Raw genomic sequence first — 12,971 nt, forward strand, 5'->3', positions numbered from 1 at the left:
CATTAATTTATTATTCGTCCCCTTTTTATCTTTGGGATAAATAAAGGAAGAAAAACACCTTAACTTCTTGTGTCTCTCCTCCCTTTCCCACAAACTGTATATGTTGTTGTAGTAGTCCGTGATACCGATTTCCAATGCAACTTGTCCTGATTCAGGAAATATTTCACTCAGTCAGTCCACTACTTAATCGACCCTAACGATCTCTTTCGGTACAAAAGTGATTGACCTTGGTACTACTTCTAACTATTTTTTTATTCAGACAGGTTATTTCTAACAGCATTAATTTGGTGCTTTGTCTGGCTTCTGAAGAATCCGAGGTCATTCATGATAGTAACAAATTGGAAGCCTTGTTGAATTCTTTTTGTTGCTTCTTCCGCTGTTGCGGTAACGATACCTGGTACGATATTATACTTTTTACAGGCGTCCAGTACTTTACTAATCGCAGCTTGTAACTCATTGTTGTTATTGTCGCCAAGACAGCCCATATCCTGTGATAAATCAGCTGTTCCAATAAAGATACAGTCGAGACCTTGAGTCTGGCAAATCTCTTCTATATTTTCCACACCCATACTAGTTTCACACTGCATGATTACATATGTGTTATCGTTTGCTTCGCCTTTATTGTAATTTTCATACCAGCCCCATCTTGGTCCTCGCCCTGCTCCTATGCCTCTTTTCCCCAGAGGTGCAAGCTTCATATTTTCAATAATATATTGGGCATGCTCTTTAGTTTCCACCATGGGGATCATTAAACCATGAATTCCAACATCCAGCATTCTGGACATCATTGGACCATCTTTTGGATGATAAACGCGTGCAAGTGGTGCCATATCATATAGTTCCGCGGCACGTATCATATTCACCATTGTTTCCATATCGGTTTGGGCATGCTCCATGTCAATAAGGACAAAATCGAAATCATTAAGACCTAATATCTCAACATTAGTCGGTGATCCAGAAGCAACGAACGCACCTAAAACATGCCCGTTTTCCTCTAGCTTCTCTTTGACCAAATTACGCATCTTCATTAAATACCCTCTCCTTCGACCTACTGTAAAAACATGTTTGAATTTCTGAACTATACAGCCCAACTGGCTAAACAGTTCGTTCTATTTACGATAATTTTCAATAAATTTACCATAGGATTCATTGTATTCTTCTCTAAGAGGATAGAAGATATCCATATTAAGTACTGGTAAAGGACTGTCGTAAACTTCAATATAATGCTCCACACCAGCTGGTACAGTAATCCAAGATCCTTTCGTCATACGATATGGAACGCCGTCTACATAATAGTCACATTCGCCTTCCAAGATCAGTGCAATTTGCTCATTCTCTTCATGGCTATGCGGATTCTTCTCATTGCCATTTTCAATTTTATTGATTGTGACGTTGATATTTTCTGCACCCATACCGAATACTTTACGCGTAATTCCTTCTCTTACAAATTGCCAAGGTAGGTTCTCCAAGTTGCCATAATCGATGTTTGTCATTTTAATTTCCTCCTATTTTATATCATTATTTTATTCGCTTATTACTTGATATTATTGGAAATTGAACAACTCTTTTGGATTCTTCTTAGTCATGATGTTAATTTCTTCTTCAGTAATTCCAAAATGTTTTTCTAGTGCATTCACAAAATTATACATTCCTTCTACAGGCGAGCCATTAGCTGCCTGACCATAGTCTGTATCGATAATGATGCGGTCCACACCACAAGCATCTATCATCTCTTTCGCTACTGACAGATCTATCACTGCCTCTACTTTTGAACCGCTGTCTTTAAATACACAAGCGTTAATCTCAATATAGGCACCCATTTCTGCCCATCTCTTCATATCTTCAATAGTTGCTCCTACCTGATAATGTGGGTGTGTTACTAAGACACGTTTCATCCCTATTTCAAAGGCCTTCTTAACTGTAGCATCTACTTCAATTTCATTGCCATGTCCGGTTGCCAATACCATATCATGCTTGGCTAAGTACTCAATTACTTCCACAGCTTTAGGATTAAGATTTCCATTTTCATCGGCGATTACGATTGGCTCTTCCTCTACGTCAGAGGTGCCTGCTCCACCAACAAAACCAGATTCTTTGTGACCGTCGATATGAGTTTTTGAAGAGACAGTCGGAAGGTAAACCATCGCTGTGCCCAGTTGTCTAGCTTTGTCCACTGCATCGACATTAAGACCACCAACTGCATTATTCAGAACAAGGCATCCATAAACCTTACAGGTACCGTTTCCTAAATGCTTCTCCACCATTTTCGTTCCCAAGAGAGCTGGAATATAGTGGTCCTTTACAACGAATCCTGCATACCCGACTTCTTCTGCCAGCTTCAGCATTTCGGCAGCATCCACTGCTCTGTTTGCGGTAGAGGGTCCACAGTGCACATGCACATCGTACATTCCTTTTAAAATACTTCTATTCATTCTAATTCCTCCTAGTATTTAATAGTTAAGAACAAAACCTTTTTTTGTTAAGCAACTAAAATTAGCATGTCTTTAAGATTGATAGTTTTTAGAAATAGAATAAGCAGAATTAAAAACCTGCAGTAATACTGTATATACCAGTATTCGCTAATAAGCCTGCGATGATGGAAACTACAATTGCTACTAGAAACAACTTATTAAAGACTTTCGTTCTTTCCTCAACGCTAGGTTTAAATAGTGTTCCGTAAGCAGCTAGAACCATCGCACCACCTAAAGACAATGGACTAATAGCAGCCGTGAATCCTCCATTTATAACTGTGCTGATCAATTCAATATTCATAAACGGATTACCGTTGGAAACATTCAACACCTCAATTGATGGAATCAAAGTAGGGATAGGTCCCGCAATTGCTAGTGAGAAGAAGGACATAATAGACGAAGTGATACCAAGTAAAGGAGCCAACGTCGCCTTTGTAGTAATGGAAGATAACATACTATCTAAAAGAGTTAATCCGCCCATCGTATCAATAACACTAAGAAGATTCCCAATCCCTATACATAGGAATATTGTTTCCCATGGCACTCCGAGAAAGGCATCCTTTTCATCGGCAGCCTTAGCCAACAGCAGGATTATACTGAAAACTAGGGCAGTGAGTCCTGCATGTGTTTTTAAAAACATAATCGCAAAAATCATCAATACTAGCATCAACAGTGTCAGCTTCTGTTGACTACTAAAAGCTGGAAGGCTGATTACCCCTGCACTACCTTCTATAGACAATGCACCTTCAGCCTGTTGTTTTCTCTTCCATCCGCGAAAAGCAATATAAACTAAAATTCCTGCGATAGAGAACAGGATTACACCATTTAGTAGGATTTGTGTTGCATAATTTGGAAAGCCAGCATCAGTGACAATCAAGTTAGCTGTATTTCCAAACACGCCTACCGGTGTCATCAGTGTAGCGTTCGCTCCAAAGATAGTAAGAACGCCTATCATAATTGGATTGTAGCCCATCTGGTAACCAACACTCATAGTAATTGCTGGTAAGACCACGTAACCCGTCAATCCACCTGGATCAACAATTGTTATAAGAGCGCTTACTACAAAAACTATTAGGGGATACAATATAGCCAAACGGTCAAATGATACAAACAGTTTCTTGGATAAAAGTTCCAAGGATCCATTATTTTGTGCAATTGCAAAGAAGAAAAACATTCCAAACAAATTCAGAAATAGGCTCGTTGGAAAACCACTTATCACATCGTTACTGGATAATCCGCCAATCATTCCTAGTACTATTGCTACCGCAAGTGATATAATTCCTATATTTTTTTTCGTGTAGACACCCACTGCGATTACAAAGATTAGGGATAATAAAGAAATTACTGCCATTTAACCCCTTCTTCCTATACTTTTTTAGCCAGCATGCAAAGCAATTGAAGTAAACTCAGTTATTAAATCTAGCTGTTTATGTAATAATAGATTAACAAAACAATGTAAGCGGTTTCTATATCATTTGATACATCCATTATTTATCAATTCTATAAATTTAGATTAAAAAGAGATATTGATGAGAAACATTAGTATAATTAATAGAATAAGAGAGTTTTTTAACTACTATGAAGCAACAATTCAAAATACAATACAATTGCTTACTCCCAAGGAACAAATTAGTTATATAAATTCTTTTGGGATTATTTTAATTTTTATTCAAAGTCATTGTCATGAATTGAACTAAGAGTACTTTATATAGGTACCTTTATAGAGAGAGGATTGAACAACGTGGGGAAAAACAATCTTTTTTTTGAAAATCAGTTTACAGAATTTAAACCTTTTTTATTAGAAATCGGGGAGAGATACCTGCTTAAAAAAGGCAGTGTCATAACTAATAACCACGACACCTTATACTTGTACTATGTAGAAAGTGGTATCTTTAAATTATCGGTAAACCATGTTGAAGGTGAAATCAAGACGATTTGCTTCCATGGGGAAGGTTCTATTTGTCCTTACTCCTTAAGCAGACCAATCAAAGGTAAATTCCATATTGATGTCGATTTCTTCCGAATAACTGCTATTACCGATATTCAGACAATCCGCATCCGACCGAAAGATTTCTATCAGGCATTGAAGAAGAATCCTGATTTAAGCATTACAATGTTGGATTATGTCATAATGCACTCCAATCTATTCATGCATGAATCGGTAACGCTCAGCTATGATTCCGCATTTGTTAAAACCTGCAACATCGTTTACATGTACAACCACTATCTGAACAAGATGGGTATTAACCTTACCCAAGCAGAAATAGGAGAGATTATTGGAGAAACAAGGTTGGAGGTAGCCCGTTCCCTTAAAAAACTTCGCGACCAAGGAATCATTCAAACATCTCGAAGTTGCATTGAAGTTTTAGATTCAGAGGCCCTCAAACTCAACTGTAATCTAGATTTTGTTTACTAGTTCATACATAATTAAAAGAAATAATGTTTCTTTGAACGAAAGAGGTGCTATCATGAAGCCGGTTATCCTAGCCGAAAAACCAAGTCAGGCAAAGGCATACGCAGATGCTTTTAAAGTGAAACGTCATGAGGGTTATTTAGAAATCCAACCATGCCCTATTTTTCCAGAGGGAGCCTATATTACTTGGGGAATCGGGCATCTTGTAGAACTAAAAGAACCAAAAGCATATGATCCGAAGTGGGGCAAATGGTCACTCGCAAGTTTACCCATCTTACCAGAGAAATATGAATTCCAAATTGCCAAAGGGAAATTCAAGCAATTTTCTGTCGTGAAAAATCTGCTTAAAGCTACGGATACGGTTATTAATGCGTGTGACGTAGACCGAGAAGGATCGAATATCTTCTATAGTATATACAACCAAAGTGGTGCACGCAGTCAAACGATTAAACGCTTATGGATTAATTCCTTAGAGGTTGATGAAGTGCTAAAGGGCTTTAGTAATTTACAGGATAATCGCAAGGATCTTTTATTATACGACGAAGCCAAAGCTCGTCAAATTAGTGACTGGTTAGTTGGCATGAATGGTTCTAGATTATATTCTCTGTTGTTACAGAAACAAGGCATTAAAGAAGTATTTCCGATTGGTAGAGTTCAATCACCGACCATATTCTTGATATATCAACGTCAACTTGAAATTGAACAATTTGTATCTGAGCCTTTTTTTGAGATAGAAGCTACCTTCCATGCAGAAAAAGGAGCATACAAGGGAAAAGCGAAAGCGAAGGAAAACAAAAGAGAAAAAATTCAAGAGCTTCTTTCTAACCATTATATTCAACCTAATTCACCGGGTGTTATTACTTCTGTAGAAAAAGTGGATAAGCGAACTCCTCCCCCGCAGCTCCATTCTTTGTCGACATTACAGGCCACTGCCAATCGATTATGGAAAACAAGTCCAGCGGATGTGCTAAAAACGATGCAGGGACTTTATGAAAAAAAATTAGTTTCTTACCCGAGAACGGATGCAAGACATATTACACCAAACGAGTTTTCCTATATATCGGCTCAGGTTTCGGCTTATCAGCAAATTATTGGTCATCCTTTTGAAGTTGCTTCACTCGTTCCGAAAAAACGATATGTCGATGGCTCGAAAGTACAGGAGCATTATGCCATCATTCCAACGAAGAAGCTCCCAACACCTGCAAAATTGGCGGGACTTTCAAATCTTGAGCGAAATCTTTATGAAGAAATTGTGCGCACTACTTTGGCAATGTTTCATACGGATTATCTATACACCGAGACCAAGGTTACAACAGATGTGAATGGTCTCCCCTTTTTCACAACTGGAAAAACAGAGCGAGATCAGGGCTGGAAAGCACTATTTGTCCGCTCATCTAAGGATAAGGAAGAACAACCTCTTCCTCCCCTACATATGCATGAAAAAGTAGAAAGTGATATTAATATTAAAGAAGGAAAAACATTGCCTCCGAAACCATATACGGAAGGACAGCTTATCGCTATGATGAAAACTTGCGGAAAGCTTGTGGAGGATAAACTAGAAACTGAAATTTTAAAAGAAGTAGAAGGTCTCGGTACAGAAGCAACACGTAGTGGAATTATTGAAACGATTAAACGACACGGCTATATAAGCGTATCGAAGAACATTGTTTCCATAACAGATAAAGGCCGTGTACTCTGTCAGGCAATAGAGGGTAATCTTCTTGCTAGTCCATCTATGACAGCTAAATGGGAAACCTATTTACGAAAAATCGGTAATGGGGAAGGCTCGATGGATCGTTTTCTAGGTAGTATCGCTAAGTTTATCCAAAGCTTGATGGATGAGGTTCCCAATCAATTAAATACTAAACAAATTAATATTAAGCTAGCACCTCGTGCCTCAAAGTTTGATAAGTTCAAAAGAGATCCTATTGTAGCCTGTCCTAAATGTCAAAAAGGATCGATCATTGCCCATAAAAACTTTTATGGTTGCACTGAGTATAAAAATGGTTGTACACAGACGTTTAACGGATACTTTTTAAAGAAAAAAATAACACCTAGCCAAATAAAGCTGCTTTGTACAAAGGGGAAAACAAATGTCATCAAAGGATTTGAAGCAGAAAACGGTCAGAAGTTTGATGCGAGCTTAGCATTTGTTGAAGGTAAAATAAAACTAGAGTTTAAAAAAGAATAATTTTTTGTGATCGAGCGATTATCGGAGAGAGTCGATCCATTTTTGGTGATGATTGATCGATTATCGACGCTCGCCGATCGATATTTGATGGTGGTCAATCGATAATAGGTCATCATCGATCGATTTTATCAAAAACTGTTCAGCTCAAGCCATTTATTAAAGCATTATACATCTAATAGGCTGATCTCTTTAGCGAAGATCAGCCTTTATTTCATTCAAAAGGATAGGGATAAACAATTGTTCCATTTCGTCCTGTTGTAACTACTGCCTGCGATAAAGAATTTAATATGGCTTCTTCCGTAACCTCTGCCACTCCTTGGAAAAACTCATTCATAATTGGATGATCATCTCTTAATTGCAGTCTTGTTTCCGCAATTTCTTCAGAATTATGCTGAATTTTATGAGCAGTTGAGAATGCAATGACAACGTCCCCACTTCCATTACTAAAATGACTACCGGTCCTTCCTAATCCTATCCCGCATCGTTTAGCAAGTCGCATAAGCTGTCTATTACTTAAAGGTGCATCTGTCGCTAATACAATCATAATTGATCCATCTGCGGGCTTTGGAAAGTTAGGAACATTTTCATTTTCATTCACCTTATACCGGGAAGCTTGGAATTCCTCTTTTCTTCCAAAGTTACTAAGCACCATACATCCAATCTTATAGATCTTATCCTTATTATGAATAATACGTGAAGAGGAACCTATGCCTCCTTTATATCCAAAGCAAATCATACCTTTCCCTGCACCAACTGCTCCCTCCGGTGAGGTTTCAGACGAAGCACCTTGAATACAGGCAATCGCATCTTTCGTTTGAACTGGTAGCTTTCGAATCGAATTTAACCGACTATCATTGCATTCCCCTACCACTATATTAATAGTACCCGTAGATTCCCCTATTTCTGGATTTCTTTCTAACATATACTCGAGAGTCCCTTGCATTACTGCTGGAATACCAAATGTATTCGTCAGCATGATTGGTGATTCAATTAGCCCTAGTTCATTTACTTGAACAAGCCCCGTCGTTTTTCCGAAACCGTTTAGAACGTAGCTTGCTCCTACTACTTTATCTCGAAACAAATTACCCCCATGTGGGAGGATGGCGGTTACTCCAGTACATGCATATTCTTCTCCACCAAGGGAACTATCTATTGTAATATGCCCCACTTTCACACCTTCTACATCTGTTATACAGTTCTTTTTACCAACAGGTAATTCCCCCACCACAATACCCCGTTGTCTAATCTTTTTAGGAACCATGCTTTCTACTCCTTTTTTAGAGATTCTTTTATACGCCGCTATTCTATATTTTAACTTGACAATTATATCATATTCTAATTTTTCTATTTTTTTAAACAAAATAGATTACTTCTAAAGAGTTAGGGAATGAATTAATAAATATCACTTGGAGGTTTTAAAATGGAATTGCTAAAAGTAAATGGTCATTTAAACAAACGAAATTTAGCACTTAGTATTCTTATACCAGTAATAGGTGGCTCTATTTCTGGATGGATTGCCAATAAAAATGCACAAGAGAAATACAAAAAACTACAGCAGCCGCCATTCTCACCACCTGGTATTGTTTTTCCAATTGTTTGGACCGCTCTTTATACAACGATGGGAGTTGCTAAATACCGTGTAGACCAAAAGACGAAAAGTACAGAGAAAGACTCTTCACCTGCTATTCCCTTATATGACTTACAATTAGGTTTGAATTTTTTATGGTCTTTTCTATTTTTCCGTTGGGGATTACGTGGAACTGCACTTGTAGAAATTAGCCTTATGCTAGCATGCATTGCGTTAACGGCATACGAGTTTCAACAAGTGGATAAAACAGCAGGAGCTCTAATGATTCCATACGTAGGTTGGGTTGCATTTGCATTGGGTCTGAATTATGCAGTTTGGAAGTTGAATAAGTAACTATATAGTAAGAAGAACAAAACCTTCCTCCAAAATGATGAACTCTGAAAATTTGCAAACTGTAAAACTTTCAGGGCTTTAGAATCAGCAGCGAATAGTTATTTACTAACAATATTTTTTTCTACATAACTACTTCTCACCTGTTTTTATTGGAAAATTTAAATTTTTACAAATTTCACGCAATCTTGTCATTTTGTTTTGCTATAATCTATGCGAAATACAAAATTGTACAAGGAGTGAATAAAATGACGAAAAAGGGTATTTGGAATCATGCTTATAATAAAGTTATCATTTCCTTTATATTAGTAGTTTCCATGTTTGTACCATTTATTATTGCCCCTAATGTTCAGGCAGCTGAACCAATCAGCGTGTCAGACGCAATTACTAATAACTCAGGAACAGCAACTGTTCAAGGTTATATTGTTGGTGTAGCTAGCTCTGGGACTTCCTACGATCAGGAAGCACCATTTACTGGAGCTACTAATATTGGTTTAGCAGATTCACCAGATGAAACAAATCCAGCAAATATTTTACCTGTACAATTGCCAACTGGTGCAATCCGTACGGCACTAAATCTAAAAGATCATCCAGAAAACTTTAAAGCAAAAGTTACCGTGACAGGTTCACTAGAGGCATACTTTTCTGTTCCTGGTTTAAAAAGCCCTACAGCTTTTACGATAATTGCTGATGGGGAAACTCCTCCTGAAGCTCCTAAAGCAGAGGCATTGGAAAATATTGCAGCTGCTCGTGTAATAACAGATCCAGAAAAATTAATCAAAATAACAGGAACTGTGACAACTGGCACAGGATTCTGGGGCGGTAAAGCGTTCTATATTCAAGATACTACAGCAGGGATTTATGCATATACAACTACTTCAGATGTGAGCCCTGGCGATGTCGTTGAACTAGAGGGAAAAGTTAGTCCCTACAGCGGTGAATTACAAATTCAACCTACCAAGATAACGAAAATCTCGTCGGGCAATGAACTGCCACTTGAGCAAATCATTACACCTTCTGGAGTAAATGAGGAAACCCAAGGTGAACGTGTATCTTTAAACAATGTAACTATTACGGATTTAAAGAAAACAAACGATTTTGGTACATTTGAATTTACTGCAACAAATGAAAACGGTGAGGCCGTTATCGTTAGAAACGACAATCGAAATGGCCTAGATTATAATACATTTGCCCAGCGCTATAAAGAAGGCGACTTAATACATGTATCCGGTATCGCTTCAATCTTCAACACGACTTTTCAATTAAAAACAATTGGTTTAGAGAGCTTTGACTTAGTAAATAAACCTGCAGTTTATACGGATATTTTCCCTGGGACAGTGTCGGAGGGAACAAAAATTTCCTTAATCTCTCCTATTGAAAATGCAGAAATCTATTACACATTAGACGGTTCAACACCTTCTATGGATAGCACAGTATATACTTCACCAATTACACTAACAGCAGATACAACGATTAAAGCAATCGCAGTTAGCGATACTACATCAGACGTATTCACTTTTACGTATAATGTGTTAAAAACGACTAATCTAGCAATACGAGATATCCAAGGACAATCCCACTTCTCTGACTATGAAGGAGCAACAGTTCAAGAGATTACTGGAGTCGTAACTCATTTATACAATTCAGCAAACTTTGTTATCCAAGATATTAATCCGGACGACGACAATACTACTTCTGAAGCAATAATTGTCAACAAAGCTTCCAATGGTTTAGCTATAGGTGACTTAGTTACAGTAGCTGGAACAGTAGAAGAATGGTATTACGAAGGCTACTCTGATATGAAAGCTAATGATCTTCCAATTACTAGAATTCGTGCAACGACCGCTACTAAATCTGGAACAGCTGAATTACCTGAACCTTTAGTAATTGGAGAAGATATTTTCCCTCCAACTGAAATCATTGATAATGATAGTTTAACAACATTCGATCCATTAGAAGATGGAATTGACTTTTGGGAATCTGTTGAATTAATGCGTATAGCTATACCGAACGCAAAAGTAATTGGACCACAGGAATATGGAGAAATACCAGTAGTTGCAGGTAACTCAACGAACACTGAGTTCAATGTTCTAGGTGGAATTAATATATCTGCGAATGACTATAACCCTGAAAAGATATTAGTATTAACAGGTAACGAATCCTATGATGCTAAATCAGGCGATTATTATACAGGTGATATCGTTGGAGTTTTAGGCTTTGGCTTTGGTAACTTCAAGCTTTGGACAAAGGAGTCTACTCTTCCTCCAATCACTCGTATTGAAAAGCCGACTGTAGTTACAGATATTGAACCTACTGAAGATAAATTCACTGTAGCAGCTTATAATGTGGAAAATTTCTCAACAAATACAACTAACACGCCAGATGAGAAAGTAGAAAAAATCGCAAAATCTTTCGTGGAAAATATGAAATCCCCAGATATTATTACACTAGTAGAAGTACAAGATAATGATGGACCTACTGCTTCTGGAACTACAGATGCTTCCGCTAGCTATGAACGGTTAATCGCAGCGATTGTGAAAGCCGGTGGACCAATATATGCTTGGACAGACATTGCACCAGAGTATAACCAGGACGGCGGACAGCCAGGTGGTAACATTCGTGTTGGTTACCTTTATAACCCTGAACGTGTAACACTTTCTGAAGGAACAAAAGGAAGCTCAACGGAAAAAGTCGCTTGGGACGAGGATGGAAATCTTACGTTGAATCCGGGTAGAATACTTGATCTGCCACAAGAAAACACTCGTAAACCATTAGCTGCACAATTTGAGTTCCAAGGAGAAAAAGTAGTCGTAATTGGTGCTCATTTAAATTCTAAAGGTGGAGATCAGCCACTATTCGGTAAAAATCAGCCTCCATTGCTTGGCTCAGAAGCTGAAAGAATTGAACTAGCTACGATGATTAACAACTTCATTCAAAAAGGACTAGAAAAAGATCCTAATTTAAATGTAGTCGTTGCTGGGGATATGAATGATTTCGAATTCACTCCAACACTTGCTGCACTTAAAGGTGGCATCTTAACTAACATGGTAGAAAAAGTACCTGCTGGCGAACGTTTCTCTTATTATTATCAAGGGAACAACCAAGTACTAGACCATATTCTTGTAACAAATAACTTAGCTAGTAAAACTGCTGTGGATATGATTCACATTAATGCTAACTATATGGATATTCACGGTCGTGCATCAGACCATGACCCAATTCTGATTCAATTAGATTTAAATGAACCAGATACAAAAACACTAGTAGCTGATAAAACAGCAGTTGAGCTAGAAAAAGATCAAAAGTCTAACATTAAGCTTATCGAAACAACTACGAAACAAGATGGCGCTGCTACAACAAAAGATGTTACTTCGGAAGCAACTTATAGTGGCTTTGATAGTGAAATTATTACTGTAGATAAAGGTATAATCACTGCCAAGGCAGTTGGTACTACAACTATTAACGCTGCATATGGTGATAACTCTGTATCTATCACTGTCAATGTCCATTCTGTAAAGGATGGGGAGACTATCATTACAGAAGATGAAGTGGATACTTCTAGCGAGGTAATCACAGTCGACGGCTCTATAATGCATAATGCAGGAGACGTTAAAATCCATTTTACTAAAGCGGCTACAAGTAAAATCGATGCGGCTAACAAAGATGTGATGATCGAGCTTCTCAATGGAACATTCCTGATCCCAGCTAAAAACTTTGATGTACTTGCAGCTAGCGGACAGTTCACATTGCACTTGGATTATCATATTCCTCCAGGGTTACTGAAAGAAAAGAACAAGCATAAGATTAAAGACGAGTTGAAATTAAAGGACATAGCTTTCCTGGATAGCAATAACAAATCAATTAAAGAAGGCTTTTCCGAGTACTTCGTCATTACTACTGAAGGTAAAAAAGTATCACAGGAAGCCGCTTATTACGATCAAAAATCGAAAAAGTGGAAGTTCAAGAAGATTAATTGAA

General features: G+C 37.8%; 9 protein-coding genes. 4 read left to right on the forward strand and 5 right to left on the reverse strand.

Annotated features, from left to right (window positions below):
- Positions 1-251: 251 nt before the first annotated feature.
- The 4 genes from BLR36_RS09325 to BLR36_RS09340 form a co-directional block, all read right to left on the reverse strand.
- Positions 252-1,028 (reverse strand): HpcH/HpaI aldolase family protein, encoded by a 777-nt coding sequence (locus tag BLR36_RS09325; protein WP_093061475.1) that lies wholly within the window; start codon positions 1,026-1,028, stop codon positions 252-254.
- Positions 1,029-1,109: 81 nt separating this feature from the next.
- Positions 1,110-1,493: a cupin domain-containing protein gene (locus BLR36_RS09330; protein WP_217631736.1), complete on the reverse strand. Its 384-nt coding sequence runs from the start codon at positions 1,491-1,493 to the stop codon at positions 1,110-1,112.
- A gap of 51 nt (positions 1,494-1,544) precedes the next feature.
- Complete coding sequence (locus BLR36_RS09335) at positions 1,545-2,432, reverse strand: DUF6282 family protein (protein ID WP_093061477.1); 888 nt, start codon at positions 2,430-2,432, stop codon at positions 1,545-1,547.
- A 109-nt stretch (positions 2,433-2,541) separates the two neighbouring features.
- Positions 2,542-3,822 carry an SLC13 family permease gene (locus tag BLR36_RS09340; protein WP_093061478.1) on the reverse strand — a complete coding sequence of 427 codons (1,281 nt, stop codon included), beginning with the start codon at positions 3,820-3,822 and terminating at the stop codon, positions 2,542-2,544.
- 390 nt (positions 3,823-4,212) lie between these two features.
- On the opposite strand from BLR36_RS09340, the gene BLR36_RS09345 reads away from it, so the two are divergent.
- Both BLR36_RS09345 and topB read left to right on the forward strand, forming a co-directional pair.
- The gene (locus BLR36_RS09345; protein WP_093061479.1) at positions 4,213-4,887 is read left to right on the forward strand and encodes a Crp/Fnr family transcriptional regulator; all 675 of its coding nucleotides are present in this window, start codon (positions 4,213-4,215) and stop codon (positions 4,885-4,887) included.
- A 52-nt stretch (positions 4,888-4,939) separates the two neighbouring features.
- A complete protein-coding gene (topB, locus tag BLR36_RS09350; protein ID WP_093061480.1) occupies positions 4,940-7,075 on the forward strand; it encodes a type IA DNA topoisomerase in 2,136 nt (711 codons plus the stop codon).
- A 211-nt stretch (positions 7,076-7,286) separates the two neighbouring features.
- On the opposite strand, the gene BLR36_RS09355 is transcribed toward topB, so the two are convergent.
- Positions 7,287-8,336: a DmpA family aminopeptidase gene (locus BLR36_RS09355; protein WP_093061541.1), complete on the reverse strand. Its 1,050-nt coding sequence runs from the start codon at positions 8,334-8,336 to the stop codon at positions 7,287-7,289.
- A gap of 159 nt (positions 8,337-8,495) precedes the next feature.
- On the opposite strand from BLR36_RS09355, the gene BLR36_RS09360 reads away from it, so the two are divergent.
- Together BLR36_RS09360 and BLR36_RS09365 are read left to right on the forward strand one after the other, a co-directional pair.
- Positions 8,496-8,996 (forward strand): TspO/MBR family protein, encoded by a 501-nt coding sequence (locus BLR36_RS09360; protein ID WP_093061481.1) that lies wholly within the window; start codon positions 8,496-8,498, stop codon positions 8,994-8,996.
- A 245-nt stretch (positions 8,997-9,241) separates the two neighbouring features.
- Positions 9,242-12,970, forward strand: a complete 3,729-nt coding sequence (locus BLR36_RS09365) for a DUF6359 domain-containing protein (RefSeq protein WP_093061482.1) — start codon at positions 9,242-9,244, stop codon at positions 12,968-12,970.
- Position 12,971: the final 1 nt, after the last annotated feature.

It is taken from the genome of Psychrobacillus sp. OK028 (assembly GCF_900103605.1).
Taxonomy (GTDB): Bacteria; Bacillota; Bacilli; order Bacillales_A; family Planococcaceae; genus Psychrobacillus.

What these genes read in the sequence shown, in the direction of transcription:
- topB (WP_093061480.1), top strand. Translation starts at nt 4,940, where the DNA reads ATGAAGCCGGTTATCCTAGCCGAAAAACCAAGTCAGGCAAAGGCATAC.
- BLR36_RS09355 (WP_093061541.1), bottom strand. Translation starts at nt 8,336, where the DNA reads ATGGTTCCTAAAAAGATTAGACAACGGGGTATTGTGGTGGGGGAATTA.
- BLR36_RS09365 (WP_093061482.1), top strand. Translation starts at nt 9,242, where the DNA reads ATGACGAAAAAGGGTATTTGGAATCATGCTTATAATAAAGTTATCATT.
- BLR36_RS09340 (WP_093061478.1), bottom strand. Translation starts at nt 3,822, where the DNA reads ATGGCAGTAATTTCTTTATTATCCCTAATCTTTGTAATCGCAGTGGGT.
- BLR36_RS09335 (WP_093061477.1), bottom strand. Translation starts at nt 2,432, where the DNA reads ATGAATAGAAGTATTTTAAAAGGAATGTACGATGTGCATGTGCACTGT.
- BLR36_RS09325 (WP_093061475.1), bottom strand. Translation starts at nt 1,028, where the DNA reads ATGAAGATGCGTAATTTGGTCAAAGAGAAGCTAGAGGAAAACGGGCAT.
- BLR36_RS09330 (WP_217631736.1), bottom strand. Translation starts at nt 1,493, where the DNA reads ATGACAAACATCGATTATGGCAACTTGGAGAACCTACCTTGGCAATTT.
- BLR36_RS09360 (WP_093061481.1), top strand. Translation starts at nt 8,496, where the DNA reads ATGGAATTGCTAAAAGTAAATGGTCATTTAAACAAACGAAATTTAGCA.